Here is a 15,250-nt window from a genome sequence, read left to right on the forward strand (position 1 = left end):
GTAACTTCTTGAAGATCGTTTTGGAGGGGCATGAAACGAACTCATAAAAACAGAGCCCGTTTCTATTATTGCTTGGCGGAGAAGTCAATTTCTTAACTGACTGGCATTAGGGCTTGCCCGCGATGGCCATAGGTATCTACGCAACTCTCTTCTCGGTCTGTGTACATATCCATTGTTGCGATGGCGGCCAGCCAGCCAACGTATTTATCGACTGATACACCGCCATCGCGGGCAAGCCCGCTCCCACAGGGAATGTAGCTTCGCGCTCTGGCTCTGGCTCTGGCTCTGCTGTTGCTTTTGATCTGGCTTTTGATCTTAGGCGCCCCGTTAAACCACGATGGCCGCAGGCAGGTATTGCGTAGTGGGCACCCCGGCATGGATGCCGGGGTAGCCGCGACACGGCCATGGATGGCCGATCGCGGCGGGCCCACGGAGCAATGCCTGACTGCGGGCATGCCGAGCCTAGGCGAGGCACCGAGTGGTGGGGCAAGAGCCCTTTGGTTACTTTGGGCTGGGCCGGCACTCCGGCTTTTCCAAAGTGACCCGCCGTCAGGGCGGAACCCTAAGTGGCCGTTACCGCAGCAATGGATATGTACTCATATCCAGAAGAGAGTTGTGTAGATACCTATGCCGCGATGGCGGTGTGTCAGTCAAGTATTCCTAACCTGACACATCGCCATCGCGAGCAAGCCCGCTCCCACAGGCCCAGCGCTAGACGCGGAACCTGGCAACCATCAAGTGCAGCTCCCCGGCCATCTGTGCCAGTTCATGCCCTGCCGTATCGGTATGCCGGGCCCCGAGCAAGACCTGCTCGGACAGGGTGCGAATGCCCACCAGGTTACGATCCACCTCCCGTGCCACCAGCGCCTGCTCTTCGGTGGCGCTGGCGATCATCAGGTTGCGTTCGTTGATCTGCGAGATCGATTGGGTAATCGCTTCCAGCGCCTGGCCCGAGCGCTGGGCCACGCTCAAGGTGGTCCGTACCAGATCGCTGCTGTCCTGCATCGCGGTCACGGCCTGTTCGGTGTCCAGGCGGATATTGCCGATCATCTGCTCGATCTCCTGGGTCGAGGCCTGGGTGCGATGGGCCAGGGCCCGGACCTCATCGGCCACCACCGCAAACCCGCGCCCGGCGTCCCCGGCCCGTGCCGCTTCGATGGCGGCGTTGAGCGCTAGCAGGTTGGTCTGGTCGGCAATGCTGCGGATCACCTCCAACACGCCGCTGATGTCCTGCACCCGCCCGGCCAGTTGCTGGATACGCACCGAAGTGCCGCTGACCCCGTCGGCCAGGGTGCTGATCGAGGCGACCGTTTCCTGCACCTGATCATGGCCAAGCTGGGCGGTCTGTGCCGACACACGCGAGGCTTCGCTGGTGCTCACGGCATTGCGCGCCACCTCATCCACGGCTGCCGTCATCTCATTGACCGCCGTGGCGGCCTGCTCGATCTCCATGCCTTGCGACTGCAGGCTGCTGCTGGTTTGGCTGCTGACCGCGCTCAACTCCTCGGACGAACTGGCCACGCGGTCCACCGACGCGGCGATCTGGCGCACCATTTCGTTGAGGTTGTGCTGCATCTGCTGCATGTTTTTCATCACACTGCCATCGGCGCTGCCCGCCGTTGGCACCACGGTGGTCAGGTCGCCCTGGGCGATCTGGCTCAACACACGGGCGGCCTCGTCGGGCTCACCGCCCAGGGGCCGGGTCACGCTGCGGGTGACGATCACCGCTGCCGCCACCACCAGGGCCACGCACAGCAGGAACAGCCCCAGCATATTGCGCCGCGCCTCGCTGTACAGGGTCTGCGCCGCGTGTTCGCGCTGGGTAAAGATCTGCCCCTGCAAGGCCATCATCGCCTCCAGGCTCTTGAATACGGCCTGCTCGGCGGGTTGCACGTTTTGCTTGAGCCGGGTCACGCCCTCGGCATGGGCGCCCTGGCGGATCAGCGCCTGCACCTGGGTAAAGGCGGCGACATAGGACTCGCGATGCTGCTTCAGGTCGGCATAGGCGGCCTGGCCAGCGGGCGTGACGAACAGCGGTTCCAACTGGGTGAAGGCCTCGGTGATGCGTTGCCGCGTGGCGCCAATCGCCTGCTGGGCGGCCTGGTTGTCCTGGTCGATCAGCAAGTCGCGGGTATTACGGCCGTTGTCGCGCACGCCGGTGGCAATCACCATGATCGGGGCGATTTTCGGCCAGTCCTGCTGCACGATCAGTTCCGATTGTTGCTTGAGGGTGCCCAGGTCATGCAAGGCGTAGAGCGCCATGCCGGCCAGGGCCAGGGGTGCGATAGCAAAGCCGATCGCGATGCGGCGGGCGGTGGTTAATCGAGTCATGTCATAAGCTCCCTGATGAATACCTGCCCCCAGGGGGCAGCATCTTTGAAAATCCGGTGGGAGTTCAATCGCCACGCTTGAAAGGGGTCCGCGAAGGGATCAGCCCCGTAAAACAAATGCCGGGAACAGTGCCCGCATTTTCTCCCATAGTTCAGGCAGCAAGGCCTGTGCCGAAACGCTCGGCAACTGCTCATCGAGCATGCGCGCAGTACGCACCAGTTGTACGGCGAAGCGCTTGACGCCCCGTTCCTGCAAACGCTGGGCCAGCAGCAAGAGGCGCTGTGGGTCGATCAGGTGCCAGTGCACGGTGGTGCGGCACTCATAGTCCACACCGCTGTGCAGCAACAGGTCGAGGCTGCGCCAATTGGCGGCGCCGCTGCCCTTGACCTGGGTGATCAACTGGCAGTCCTCGGCCAGGGCCTTGACGTCGAAACCGACCCAATCGGCATGGGCCAGGGCATGGGCAAACGCCGTGGGCTTGATCCCGGCGCTGTGCAGGCCGATGCGAAAACCCATCTGGCGTACTTCGTCCATGGCCGCGGGCAGGCCTTCCTGCAAGGTCGGTTCGCCACCGCTGAACACCACGGCGTCCAACAGGTCCTGGCGCCGTTGCAGAAACAGCAAAACCCGGCGCCAATCCACCTCATCGCTGCCGCGAGGGGGGATCAGGTCCGGGTTATGGCAGTACCGACACCGCCAGGCACAGCCCTGGCAAAACAGCACGCAGGCGAGCATGCCGGGGTAGTCGAGGGTGGTCAGGGGCACCAGGCCCCCAACCCGTAGCGCTCGACTCATTGGCGCCCGGCCGCAGCGGCACTTTCGGTAAAGTGCGCGCGCTCACGGTGCTCCGATTGTTTGCCGGGGTTGAAGGCCGAAACCGGTCGGTGGTAGCCCATGACACGGGTCCAGACTTCACAGCGTTGGCGTTGGGGCTGGGAGGTTTGCATGGTGAATCTCCTTGGGGTTGGAATAGGGTTGGCGTCTACAGGGCGATGCCCAGGGCTTCGTCACACTTGGGGCAGAACTCATGTTCGCCCGCCAGGTAGCCATGCACTGGGCAGATGGAGAACGTCGGCGTCACCGTCAGGTACGGCAGGCGGAAGCGCCCCAGGGCCTTGCGCACCAGTTGCTTGCAGGCCTGGGCCGAGGAGATCTGCTCGGCCATATACAGGTGCAGCACGGTGCCGCCGGTGTATTTGCATTGCAGTTCGTCTTGCAGCTCCAGGGCCTCGAAGGGGTCCTCGGTATAGCCCACCGGCAGCTGCGAGGAGTTGGTGTAGTACGGCGCGTCAAGGCTGCCGGCCTGGAGGATGGCGGGGAAGCGCTTGAGGTCTTCCTTGGCAAACCGGTAGGTGGTGCCTTCGGCCGGCGTGGCTTCCAGGTTGTACAGGTGGCCGGTTTCCTCCTGGAAGCGCAGCAACGTGGCGCGCACATGGTCCAGCACCTGCAGCGCAAACTCGCGGCCACGGGCGGTGTGCGTGCCCTCCTCGTCCCCGGTGAAGTTGCGCAGCATTTCGTGCATGCCGTTAAGGCCAATGGTGGAGAAGTGATTGCGCAAGGTGCCCAGGTAGCGCTTGGTGTAGGGGTACAAGCCGGCATCCATGTGGTGCTGGATCACTTTGCGCTTGACCTCCAGGCTTTCCATCGCCAGTTCCATCAAGTGGTCCAGGCGTTGCAGCAGGCCACTGGTGTCGCCCTTGAACAGATAGCCCAGGCGTGCGCAGTTGATCGTCACCACGCCCAAGGAACCGGTCTGCTCCGCCGAGCCGAACAACCCGCCGCCACGCTTGAGCAACTCGCGTACGTCCAGTTGCAAGCGGCAGCACATCGAGCGCACCTGGTTGGGCTGCATATCGGAGTTGAGGAAGTTCTGGAAGTACGGCAGGCCGTAGCGCGCCGTCATCTCGAACAGGCGGTCGGCGTTTTCGCTGTCCCACGGGAAGTCATGGGTGATGTTGTAGGTGGGGATCGGGAAGGTAAATACCCGGCCCTTGGCGTCGCCCGCCTGCATCACTTCGATGTAGGCACGGTTGATCAGCTCCATTTCCGCTTGCAGGTCGCCGTAGGCAAACGGCATTTCTTCGCCGCCAATAATCGGGATCTGCTCGCGCAAGTCCTCCGGGCAGACCCAGTCGAATGTGAGGTTGGTAAACGGCGTCTGGGTGCCCCAGCGCGATGGCACGTTGAGGTTGTAGATGAACTCCTGCACCGCCTGGCGGATCTCGGGGAACGTCAGTTGGTCCTTGCGCACAAAGGGCGCCAGGTAGGTGTCGAACGAGCTGAACGCCTGGGCGCCGGCCCACTCGTTCTGCAGGGTGCCGAGGAAATTGACCATCTGCCCCAGGGCGCTGCCCAGATGCTTGGGCGGCCCGGCTTCAACGCGGCCCGGCACGCCATTGAGGCCTTCGTGCAGCAGCGTGCGCAGGGACCAGCCGGCGCAATAGCCGGCGAGCATGTCCAGGTCATGGATATGCAAATCCGCCTCGCGGTGGGCCTGGCCGATCTCCTGGCTGTAGACCTCGTCCAGCCAGTAATTGGCGGTAACCTTGCCCGACACATTGAGCACCAGCCCGCCCAGGGAATAGCCCTGGTTGGCGTTGGCCTGCACGCGCCAGTCTTCACGGTCGAGGTACTCGTTCATCGAGGTGGCGACCTCCACCAGGGTCTTGCGATCCCGACGCAGGCGCCCATGCTGCTCGCGGTAGACGATATAGGCGCGCATCGCCAGAAAGTACCCGGCATCCATCAGCACCCGCTCAACACTGTCCTGGATCTGCTCCACATCCAGACGAACAATCCCGCGCAACCGGGCAAGCACCGCCCCCAACAACAGATCGACCTCGGCATCCTGATACTCACCGGTGGCGTTGCCCGCGGCGATCATCGCCTGGCGGATTTTCTCGGCGTCAAAGGCAACAAGGGTGCCATCGCGCTTGTGTAGGCGGGTACTGGCCAGCGGGCTTGAGGTGATCTGCATTGAGGGCTCCAAACACTACATATAGATTTAATAATTTGTATAAACACAATATGCAGTGATGGTACGCAGTGAAAGGTGGGTTGCAATTGATCAGGGTCAAGTTTGCGCAGAGGTATCGTCACAGGCCAGTTCACGTTCAATCTGTTCGATGCTGGGCAAGCTGGTTTGCAGTTCTGCCGGGAGGGAGCCGACCAACTGGTACTCCGCCACCCCGATGGGTCGAGCGCTGTCGCGCAAGGCATATTCAGCCACGATCTTGTTTTTGCTTTTGCACAGCAGCAAACCAATGGTGGGGCTGTCTTGTGGGTGCTTGAGTTGGGCGTCCACCGCGGCGAGGTAAAAACCCAACTGCCCCAGATGCTCTGGCTTGAACTTGCCGGCCTTGAGCTCAATAGCGACGTAACAGCGCAATTTCAGGTGGTAAAACAGCAGGTCAATAAAGAACTCCTCGCCGCCCACATCCAGCAGTACCTGCTTGCCGACGAAGGCAAAGCCTGCCCCCAACTCCAGTAGAAAGTCGGTGACATGCTTGATCAGTGCGCTTTCGATCTCACGCTCCTGCGCGTCCAGGGTCAGCCCCAGAAAGTCGAAACGATAGGGATCTTTCAGCGACTCGCGGGCCAAGTCCGATTGGGGCTTGGGCAGCAGGTTTTCAAAGTTGCTGACAGCATTGCCACTACGCTCCAGCAAACGGGTCTCGATTTGCATGACCAGAATATTGCGTGACCAGTTGTGTTCAATGGCTTGGGCGGCGTACCAGCGGCGGGTTTCGGGGCCGGGCAGTTTATCCAGCAGGACCAAATTATGACCCCACGGCAATTGTGCAGCAGCCTGTTGCACAAATTGAACATCAGGCCAAGCCTCGGCAAATGCGCGCATATACTTGAGGTTACGCGGCGAAAAACCTTTCATATCAGGAAAAGCCGAACGCAAATCCCGCGCCAGACGCTCAATGACTTTGGCTCCCCACCCCTGCTGCGCCTGTCGGGTCAATATGTCCTGGCCAATCTGCCAGTACAGCAGCACAAGCTCGCGGTTTACCGCCAGGGATGCACGAATCTGGGCAGAGTGGATGCGTTTTTTCAATTCCTTCAACCAGTCGCCATATCCCTCAGGTGGTGTAGTGAGGCCATCATCTGATCGATTCATTCCGAGTTCCTTGTCGATATTGCACGTTGTAGAAACCAGCAATGGTAACGACGGAAAAAAGCCACGCGGGCCAGCGGAATGCCCTTGATACAAAATGACGGGAACTACTATGCAACAGGGTTCCAGCACCTCCTCACCCCCCACTCATATTCATAAACCGCACCACCTGCACCTCGCCCTGCCCGGTGAAATCATGGCGCAATGGCTTGCCCCGCAACGCCTTGTGCAGCGCTTCCACCAACGGCTGGTCATCCAGTGGATAGCGGCGTACCAACGCCCGAAAATCCACCGCATTGTCCTGCCCCAGGCACAACAGCAACTGCCCTTCCACCGTCATCCGCACCCGGTTGCAGCTGGCGCAGAAGTTATGGGAGTTGGGCGAGATAAAGCCGATGCGCGTCTGCGGATGCCGGGCCAGGCGTACATAGCGCGCCGGGCCGCCGCTGTTTTCGGGGCTGTCGAGCAGCGGGTGATGTTCAGCAATCAACGCCCGCACCTGTTCGCTGGAGCAGAAGGATTCGCCCCGCGAGCGCCCCACATCCCCCAGCGGCATCTCTTCGATAAAGCTGATATCGATGCCCTGGTCGATGGCGTACTGCACCAGCGCCGGGACTTCATCGAAGTTGCGCCCCTGCATCACCACGCAGTTGAGCTTGACCCGCTCGAACCCGGCATCCCGTGCCGCCTCGATGCCGTCCAGTACCTGGCGCAGGTCGCCGTTGCGGGTAATCGCGCGAAAGCGTTCGGGGTCGAGGCTGTCGAGGCTGATGTTCATGCGTTTGACCCCAGCCTCCACCAGCGGCCGCGCCAGGCGCCCCAGTTGCGAGCCGTTGCTGGTCATCACCAGTTCGCGCAGGCCAGGCAACGCGGCGATATGGCGGCACAGCTCGACAATGCCCGGACGGATCAGCGGTTCGCCCCCGGTCAGGCGGATCTTGCGCACACCCTGGCTGACGAACACCGTCGCCAGCCGTTGCAGCTCCTCCAAGGTCAGCACCTGCTGGCGCGGCAGGAAGGTCATGTTTTTCGCCATGCAATACACACAACGAAAATCACAACGATCGGTCACCGACAACCGCAGGTAGTCAATGGAACGGCCCACACCATCCACCAGGCTCATGTCACTGCACCAACGGCGAGTCGGCGCCCTGCAACGCGATGCCACGCACATCGGCCGCGCCAATCAGGGTTTGCAGGTATTGCACCAGGGCCTTCTGCCACACCCCTTGCTGCAACTGGGTGCGGATCGCCGTAGCCACCGCCTCGTATGGCAGCGCCTGGCCTTCGATGCGTTGATCGACGCTGATGACATGCCAGCCATAACGGCTTTCCAGGGGTTTACTGGCCAGCCCTGGCGCCAGGGTGAACAACTGGCGCTCCAGCTCCGGCACGGTCTGGCCCTTGCTGACCTGCCCGAGCGAGCCGCCCTGGGCCTTGGAGGGGCACGCCGAATACTTCAGCGCCAGTTCGGCAAACGCGTCGGGCGTCTCCTCCAGGCTCAGCAACAGCACCTCGGCCTGGGAGTGCGCCACATGCCGCGCCTCGGCGTCATCCGGCGCGCACTCCAGCAGGATGTGCCGCACCGCCAGCAACGGCGCGCTGTGAAAGCGCCCGCGATTGCTCTCGAAGTAGCGCACACAGGTGGCCTCGTCACAGTCCGGCACCTTGACTTCGCGCTCCAGCAACAGACGGGTCGCCGCCTCCTCTTCGTTCTCGCCGGCGCCCACTTCCAGCTGCACATCCAACTCGCGAATCCGCTGCTGCAACAGCTCACGGATCACCAGCGCGCGGGCGGCGAGGAACACCGCCTCCTCGCGGCTTTGCGCCGGGTGATATTGCAGCTCCTGGGCCATCGTCTCGGGGCTGATCAGCACCCCGTTGACGCTGACAATCGGCCATTCCTGCTCGCTGCTGGCGATCAGTTGCGGCTCAACCGCCACCTCGACCTCAGGCACCACGATTTCCACCGCCTTGGCCGAAGAACTGCAACCGCCACCGCCACCACATCCGCATCCTGTCGTCATGACGTTCTCCTCACTTCTGCCGCACGATTTGATAACGACGCCCCAAGTACCAGATCGGCGCGCTGACCATATGCACCAGCCGGGTAAACGGGAACAGCACAAACAGGGTCAGGCCCAACGCCACGTGGGCCTTGTAGATCAGGCTGACCGGGGCAATCGCCGCCGCAGCTTCCACGGGCCGCAGCAACACCACGTTCTGTGCCCAGTCCGCGAGCATCACCATCACCGAACCGTCCATATGCCCGGTGGAGGCGACAATGGTCAGCAAGCCCAGCACCAGCTGCGCCAGTAACACCAGCAGGATCAGGATGTCCGAGGGGCTCGACGTAGCCCGAACCCGTGGGTCGGTGAGGCGTCGCTTGACCAGCATCAGCAGACCCACCAGGCACAGCAGGCCGAAGAAACCACCGGAGACCATCGCCAGCAGTTGCTTGTGCTCGGTGCTGATCACATGGTGGTAGATCGACGCCGGGGTCAGCAGGCCGACAAAATGCCCGGCCAGCACGAACAGCACGCCGATATGGAAGAAGTTGCTCGCCACGCGCATGCCACGGTTATTGAGCATCTGGCTGGAACCGGCCTTCCAGGTGTACTGGGACAGGTCAAACCGCGCCCAGCTGCCCAACAGGCAAATGGCCAGGGCGACATACGGATACACGCCAAATACCAGCAAATTCCACTTAGACATTACCCACCTCCTTGGCTGGCACGGCGGCCAGCCCTTCGTGCTGAAAATCCACCCAGTGCAACGGCACCGCACTTTCTTCGCGGGCCTTGCCCGGTGCGCTGGGCATCGAGCTGCAACGGTCCTGCTGCTCGGCCTGCATAAAGTCCACGGCCTCCTCTTCCCAGACCTTGTCCAGGGCTTCGAGGGAGTCGTCGCGCACTTCGGCGGCGACCTGGGCGCGCAACTCGGCAATGGCCTGGTGCGGCTCGGCGCCGCTGATCTGCAACAGCGCACGGAAGCAGCTGGCGTAGGCGCTTTCACGCTCATCCAGGCGCGCCGCCAGCAGGGCCAGCAGGTGCGCCACATCCGCCAGGCCCTCGCGGGCCTCGATGTCTTCGCGGGTGGACAGAAACTCCAGGTACAGCGGGATATAGTCCGGCAGCTCCTTGACGCCGATGGCAAACCCGGCTTCCTGGTACTGGGCCATCATGTCGACCATGGCCTGGCCGCGGTCCCGCGACTCGCCATGCACGTGCTCGAACAGCAGCAACGACAGCGAGCGGCCGCGGCCAAACAGTGCGCCGTAATGCTCCTGGCCATCCATCAGGTCATTGCTGCAGATCAGTTCCAGCAACTCGAACAGCGCACCGCGTTGCTTGGGGCTGATTTCCCGCGCTTCGATAATCGCCTGCTCCAGTTCATCGTGGCCGTCGACCAGGGTTTGGGTGGGGTAGTCCAGCAGCAACGAGATCACTTTAAGAATGCGCATGGCTCAATCCTCCCAGATCTGGACGGTTTTTAGCACGTCGCGGCGGTTGGCCTTTTTCGCCCCGAACATATTGGTGTCGGAGCTGCCACTGCAGCCGCTGCCGAAGCTGAAACCACAGCCGGAACGCTCGGCAAACGCATCGCTCATCGCATCTTCACGGTGGGCGCTGGGCACCACAAAGCGGTCTTCGTAGTTGGCAATCGCCAGGTAGCGGTACATCTCTTCCACCTGGGCCACATTCAGGTCCACGTCGGCCAATACTTGCAGGTCCTCGACGCCATCCACTTGCTGCGAGCGCTTGAAGGCGCGCATGGCCAGCAGGCGTTTCAGGGCACGCTTGACCGGCTTTTCGTCACCGGCGGTGAGCATATTGGCCAGGTAACGCAGGGGGATACGCAGGCTGTCGACATCCGGGATCACCCCGTTCATGCCCACGGTGCCAGCGGCGGCCGCGTTCTGGATCGGCGAGAGGGGCGGCACGTACCAGACCATCGGCAAGGTGCGGTATTCCGGGTGCAGCGGCAGGGCGAGCTTCCAGTCCACGGCCATTTTGTACACCGGCGAACGCTGGGCCGAGTCGATCACCGACTGCGGTACACCATCGGCCAGGGCCTGGCGGATCACCGCCGGGTCATTCGGGTCGAGGAAGATTTCCAGCTGTTTCTCGTACAGGTCGTGCTCGTTGGCGGTGCTGGCCACTTCGCTGATGCGGTCGGCGTCATACAGCAGCACGCCGAGGTAGCGGATACGTCCGACGCAGGTTTCCGCGCAAACGGTGGGCATGCCGGCTTCGATCCGTGGATAGCAGAAGATGCACTTCTCGGACTTGCCGCTCTTCCAGTTGAAGTAGATTTTCTTGTACGGGCAGCCGCTGATGCACATGCGCCAGCCGCGGCATTTTTCCTGGTCGATCAGCACGATGCCGTCTTCTTCACGCTTGTAGATCGCGCCGCTGGGGCACGACGCCGCGCACGCCGGGTTCAGGCAGTGCTCGCACAGGCGCGGCAGGTACATCATGAAGGTGTTTTCGTACTCGCCATAAATATCGGCCTGGATCTGGTCGAAGTTCTTGTCCTTGCGGCGCTTGGCGAACTCGGTGCCGAGGATTTCCTCCCAGTTGGGGCCCCACTCGATCTTTTCCATACGTTTGCCCGACACCACCGAGCGCGGGCGCGCAGTGGGTTGATGCTCGCCCAAAGGCGCGGTGTGCAGGTGCTGGTAATCAAAGTCGAACGGCTCGTAGTAGTCGTCCAGGCTCGGCAGGTCGGGGTTGGCGAAGATGTTCGCCAGCACGCGGAACTTGCCACCGATGCGTGGGTTGATCGAGCCGTTGGCGTTGCGGATCCAGCCGCCCTTCCACTTGTCCTGGTTTTCCCACTCCTTGGGGTAGCCGATACCGGGCTTGGATTCGACGTTGTTGAACCACGCGTACTCCATGCCTTCGCGGCTGGTCCACACGTTTTTGCAGGTGATCGAGCAGGTGTGGCAGCCGATGCATTTGTCCAGGTTCAGGACCATGCCGATTTGTGAGCGGATCTTCATCTCAGTTCTCCTCGATATCGGTCGGCAATGGGCGCGGCAGATCATCACCGCTGGAACCATCGAGCCAATCGACCTTGACCATCTTGCGCACCACCACGAATTCATCGCGGTTGCAGCCGACTGTGCCGTAATAGTTGAAACCGTAGGCCTGCTGGGCATAGCCGCCGATCATATGGGTCGGCTTGAGCACCACGCGGGTCACCGAGTTGTGGTGGCCGCCACGGGTCTTGGTGGTTTCCGAACCGGGTACGTTCACGATGCGTTCCTGGGCGTGGTACATCATCACCATGCCTTCCTTGACCCGCTGGCTGACCACCGCACGGGCGGTCAGGGCGCCGTTGACGTTGAAGCACTCGATCCAGTCGTTGTCCTCGATCCCGGCGCGCTTGGCGTCGATTTCCGAGAGCCACACAATCGGGCCGCCACGGCTTAAGGTGAGCATCAGCAGGTTGTCGCTGTAGGTGCTGTGGATCCCCCACTTCTGGTGCGGGGTGATCCAGTTCAGGACGATTTCGGTCTGGCCATTGCTGCGCTTGCCCTTCACCCCTTCGATGGTGCGGGTGTTGACCGGTGGCCGGTAGCTCATCAACTGCTCGCCAAACGCCTGCATCCACGGGTGATCCTGGTAGAACTGCTGGCGGCCGGTGATGGTGCGCCATGGGATGTTTTCATGGACGTTGGTATAGCCGGCGTTGTAGCTCACGTGCTCGTCTTCCAGGCCCGACCAGGTGGGGCTGGAGATGATCTTGCGCGGCTGCGCCTGGATATCGCGGAAGCGGATCGCTTCGTGGGCCTTGGAAATCGCCAGGTGGCTGTGGTCGATACCGGTGAATTCCGACAGTGCGGCCCAGGCTTTCAAGGCGACCTTGCCGTTGGTTTCCGGGGCCAGGGACAGAATCACCTCGGCGGCGTCGATGGCCGTGTCGATTTTTGGCCGGCCGTGGCTGATGCCCGCGTCGCCTTCGTGGTGGTTGAGTTCGCCAAGGAACTCGACCTCTTCGTCGGTGTTCCAGTTGATGCCCTTGCCGCCATTGCCGAGTTTTTCCAGCAGCGGGCCCAGGGACGAAAACTGCTTGTAGATGTTCGGGTAGTCCCGTTCCACCACCGCCATGTTCGGCGCATTCTTGCCCGGTACCGGCGCCACGCCGGCGCTTTTCCAGTCGGTGCCGCCAAACGGCTGGGCCAGTTCGCCAACGCTGTCATGCAACAACGGCACGGTGACCAGGTCTTGCTCCACGCCCAGGTGGCCGACCGACATGGCCGAAAACGCCTTGGCGATGCCTTTGTAGATTTCCCAGTCCGAACGCGACTCCCACGCCGGATCAATCGCCGCCGACAGCGGGTGAATGAACGGGTGCATGTCCGAGGTGTTCATGTCGTCTTTTTCGTACCACGTTGCCGTTGGCAACACGATGTCGGAGTAGACGCAGGTCGAGGACATGCGGAAGTCCAGAGTGGTCACCAGGTCCAGCTTGCCAATGGCGCCGTCTTCGACCCATTCGGCCTCGGTCGGCTTGCATTCGGTGCTGTGGCCGATGTCTTCGTTCATCACCCCGTTCTTGGTGCCGAGCAGGTACTTGAGCATGTACTCGTGGCCCTTGCCCGACGAACCCAGCAGGTTGGAGCGCCAGATAAACATGTTGCGCGGGAAGTTCACCGGGCTGTCCGGCTGCTCGCAGGCAAAGCGCAGGCTGCCGTCCTGCCAGGACTTGGCCACGTAGTCTTTCGGGTCCATGCCGGCTGCCGCCGCGTCGCGGCAGATGTGCAGCGGGTTGGTATTGAGCTGGGGTGCGCTGGGCAACCAGCCGGCGCGTTCGGCACGGATGTTGTAGTCCAGGGCGTGCTCGGGGAACTGCGACTTGTCGGCCAGCGGCGAGAGGATGTCGTGCATGCTCATCTTCTCGTGACGCCATTGCGAGCTGTGGCCGTAGAAGAAACTGGTGCCGTTCATCTGGCGTGGCGGACGGTTCCAGTCCAGGCCGAATGCCAGAGGCAGCCAGCCGCATTGCGGACGCAGTTTTTCCTGGCCCACGTAGTGCGCCCAACCACCGCCGGTCTGGCCGACGCAACCGCAGAGCATGAGCATATTGATCAGCCCGCGGTAGTTCATGTCCATGTGGTACCAGTGGTTCATCGCCGCGCCGACGATGATCATCGAACGCCCACGGGTCTTGTCGGCGTTGTCGGCAAACTCACGGGCGATCTGGATCGCCTTTTCGCGGCTGACCCCGGTGATTGCCTCCTGCCAGGCTGGCGTGCCCGGTACGCTGGCGTCGTTGTAGTCCTTGGCCACGTTGCTGCCGCCCAGGCCACGGTCGATGGCCAGGTTGGCCGCCGACAGGTCGAACACCGTCGCCACTTTGGCCACCGAGCCATCGGCCAGGGTCACGCTGTGTACCGGCACCCGGCGAAACTGCACGGCATCGCCGGCCACGTGCTGGAAGTAGTCGTGGGCCTCACCGGCAAAATACGGGAATGCCACTTCGGCGACGTCATCGCCGATCAGGCTCAGCTTGAGGTCGATCTCGCGGCCTTCACCGCCTTCTTTGGCGAGGATGTTCCACTTGCCCTTCTCGCCCCAGCGATAGCCAATGGCGCCTTGTGGTGAGACCAGTTCGCCGCTCTCGTCGAGGGCGATGGTTTTCCATTGCGGGTTGTTGTCCTGGCCCAGGTTGTCCACCAGGTCCGACGCACGCAGGAAGCGGTCCGGCTGGAAGCCTGCGCCCGGGGCAAAACCGGTCATGGGCTTGAGCATTACCAGCACCGGCAAGTCGGTGTAGCGCTTGGCGTAGTCGGTGAAATAGGCACTCGGTTTATCCAGGTGAAACTCCTTGAAGATCACATGGTTGAAGGCCTGGGCCAGTGCGGCGTCGGTACCCTGCTTGGGGTTGAGCCACAGGTCGGTGAGCTTGGCCACTTCCGAATAATCGGGGGTGATGGCCACGGTCTTGGTGCCCTTGTAGCGCACCTCGGTGAAGAAGTGCGCATCCGGGGTGCGGGTCTGCGGGACGTTGGAACCCCAGGCAATGATGTAGTTGGAGTTGTACCAGTCGGCCGATTCCGGCACGTCGGTCTGTTCGCCCCAGACCATCGGCGAGGCTGGCGGCAGGTCGCAGTACCAGTCGTAGAAACTCAGGCACACGCCGCCGATCAACGACAGGTAACGCGAACCTGCCGCGTAGCTGACCATGGACATGGCCGGGATCGGCGAGAAGCCGACGATGCGGTCCGGGCCGTACTGCTTGATGGTGTAGACGTTGGACGCGGCGATGATCTCGTTGACTTCATCCCAGTTGGAGCGGATGAAGCCGCCCATGCCGCGCTTGCTTTTATAGGCGTCGGCCTTGGCCTTGTCCTCGACAATGCTCGCCCAGGCCTCGACCGGCGACAGCGTCAGGCGCGCCTCGCGCCACAGTTTGAGCAAGGGCTTGCGGATCTTCGGGTACTTCAGGCGGTTGGCGCTGTAGATGTACCAGCTGTAGCTCGCGCCACGGGGGCAGCCGCGCGGCTCATGGTTGGGCAGGTCGTTGCGGGTACGCGGGTAGTCGGTCTGCTGGGTTTCCCAGGTGATCAGGCCGTTCTTCACGTAGATCTTCCACGAGCACGAGCCGGTGCAGTTCACCCCGTGGGTGGAGCGCACGATCTTGTCGTACTGCCAGCGCGAACGGTAGACGTTCTCCCAGTCGCGGGACTCCTTGCGGGTCTCGCCGTGACCTTCGGAGAATTCGTCTTGCTTGCGATTGAAGAACCGCAGTTGATCCAGTAGATGACTCATGGTGCTTTCCTCAGAG

11 protein-coding genes are annotated in these 15,250 nt (G+C 62.1%); all 11 read right to left on the reverse strand.

Going from position 1 to position 15,250, the window contains the following annotated elements:
- Positions 1-711 precede the first annotated feature (711 nt).
- Entirely contained in the window at positions 712-2,331 is a 1,620-nt protein-coding gene (locus BLL38_RS14805; RefSeq protein ID WP_076963215.1) for a methyl-accepting chemotaxis protein, read from the reverse strand.
- A 99-nt stretch (positions 2,332-2,430) separates the two neighbouring features.
- Positions 2,431-3,126 carry an anaerobic ribonucleoside-triphosphate reductase activating protein gene (locus tag BLL38_RS14810; RefSeq protein ID WP_076963216.1) on the reverse strand — a complete coding sequence of 232 codons (696 nt, stop codon included), beginning with the start codon at positions 3,124-3,126 and terminating at the stop codon, positions 2,431-2,433.
- Positions 3,123-3,278, reverse strand: a complete 156-nt coding sequence (nrdD, locus tag BLL38_RS31675) for an anaerobic ribonucleoside-triphosphate reductase (RefSeq protein WP_038441552.1) — start codon at positions 3,276-3,278, stop codon at positions 3,123-3,125. Before nrdD ends, BLL38_RS14810 begins: the two co-directional genes overlap by 4 nt.
- A gap of 35 nt (positions 3,279-3,313) precedes the next feature.
- On the reverse strand, positions 3,314-5,308 hold the full coding sequence (locus BLL38_RS14820; protein ID WP_076963217.1) for a ribonucleoside triphosphate reductase: 1,995 nt from the start codon (positions 5,306-5,308) through the stop codon (positions 3,314-3,316).
- Between the two features lie 96 nt (positions 5,309-5,404).
- Complete coding sequence (locus tag BLL38_RS14825) at positions 5,405-6,457, reverse strand: PDDEXK nuclease domain-containing protein (RefSeq protein ID WP_076963218.1); 1,053 nt, start codon at positions 6,455-6,457, stop codon at positions 5,405-5,407.
- Between the two features lie 133 nt (positions 6,458-6,590).
- Positions 6,591-7,577 (reverse strand): GTP 3',8-cyclase MoaA, encoded by a 987-nt coding sequence (gene moaA, locus BLL38_RS14830; RefSeq protein ID WP_076963219.1) that lies wholly within the window; start codon positions 7,575-7,577, stop codon positions 6,591-6,593.
- Position 7,578: 1 nt separating this feature from the next.
- Positions 7,579-8,481 carry a peptidylprolyl isomerase gene (locus tag BLL38_RS14835; RefSeq protein ID WP_076963220.1) on the reverse strand — a complete coding sequence of 301 codons (903 nt, stop codon included), beginning with the start codon at positions 8,479-8,481 and terminating at the stop codon, positions 7,579-7,581.
- Between the two features lie 10 nt (positions 8,482-8,491).
- Positions 8,492-9,169 (reverse strand): respiratory nitrate reductase subunit gamma, encoded by a 678-nt coding sequence (gene narI / locus BLL38_RS14840; protein ID WP_076963221.1) that lies wholly within the window; start codon positions 9,167-9,169, stop codon positions 8,492-8,494.
- Positions 9,162-9,917, reverse strand: a complete 756-nt coding sequence (gene narJ, locus BLL38_RS14845) for a nitrate reductase molybdenum cofactor assembly chaperone (RefSeq protein ID WP_076963222.1) — start codon at positions 9,915-9,917, stop codon at positions 9,162-9,164. The genes narI and narJ overlap by 8 nt, the downstream gene beginning before the upstream one ends.
- Before the next feature lie 3 nt (positions 9,918-9,920).
- The gene (gene narH / locus BLL38_RS14850; protein ID WP_076963223.1) at positions 9,921-11,459 is read right to left on the reverse strand and encodes a nitrate reductase subunit beta; all 1,539 of its coding nucleotides are present in this window, start codon (positions 11,457-11,459) and stop codon (positions 9,921-9,923) included.
- Between the two features lies 1 nt (position 11,460).
- The gene (locus BLL38_RS14855; protein ID WP_076963224.1) at positions 11,461-15,234 is read right to left on the reverse strand and encodes a nitrate reductase subunit alpha; all 3,774 of its coding nucleotides are present in this window, start codon (positions 15,232-15,234) and stop codon (positions 11,461-11,463) included.
- Positions 15,235-15,250 lie beyond the last annotated feature (16 nt).

It is taken from the genome of Pseudomonas gessardii, from assembly GCF_001983165.1.
Lineage (GTDB): Bacteria > Pseudomonadota > Gammaproteobacteria > Pseudomonadales > Pseudomonadaceae > Aquipseudomonas > Aquipseudomonas gessardii.

What these genes read in the sequence shown, in the direction of transcription:
- BLL38_RS14805 (WP_076963215.1), bottom strand. Translation starts at nt 2,331, where the DNA reads ATGACTCGATTAACCACCGCCCGCCGCATCGCGATCGGCTTTGCTATC.
- BLL38_RS14810 (WP_076963216.1), bottom strand. Translation starts at nt 3,126, where the DNA reads ATGAGTCGAGCGCTACGGGTTGGGGGCCTGGTGCCCCTGACCACCCTC.
- nrdD (WP_038441552.1), bottom strand. Translation starts at nt 3,278, where the DNA reads ATGCAAACCTCCCAGCCCCAACGCCAACGCTGTGAAGTCTGGACCCGT.
- BLL38_RS14820 (WP_076963217.1), bottom strand. Translation starts at nt 5,308, where the DNA reads ATGCAGATCACCTCAAGCCCGCTGGCCAGTACCCGCCTACACAAGCGC.
- BLL38_RS14825 (WP_076963218.1), bottom strand. Translation starts at nt 6,457, where the DNA reads ATGAATCGATCAGATGATGGCCTCACTACACCACCTGAGGGATATGGC.
- moaA (WP_076963219.1), bottom strand. Translation starts at nt 7,577, where the DNA reads ATGAGCCTGGTGGATGGTGTGGGCCGTTCCATTGACTACCTGCGGTTG.
- BLL38_RS14835 (WP_076963220.1), bottom strand. Translation starts at nt 8,481, where the DNA reads ATGACGACAGGATGCGGATGTGGTGGCGGTGGCGGTTGCAGTTCTTCG.
- narI (WP_076963221.1), bottom strand. Translation starts at nt 9,169, where the DNA reads ATGTCTAAGTGGAATTTGCTGGTATTTGGCGTGTATCCGTATGTCGCC.
- narJ (WP_076963222.1), bottom strand. Translation starts at nt 9,917, where the DNA reads ATGCGCATTCTTAAAGTGATCTCGTTGCTGCTGGACTACCCCACCCAA.
- narH (WP_076963223.1), bottom strand. Translation starts at nt 11,459, where the DNA reads ATGAAGATCCGCTCACAAATCGGCATGGTCCTGAACCTGGACAAATGC.
- BLL38_RS14855 (WP_076963224.1), bottom strand. Translation starts at nt 15,234, where the DNA reads ATGAGTCATCTACTGGATCAACTGCGGTTCTTCAATCGCAAGCAAGAC.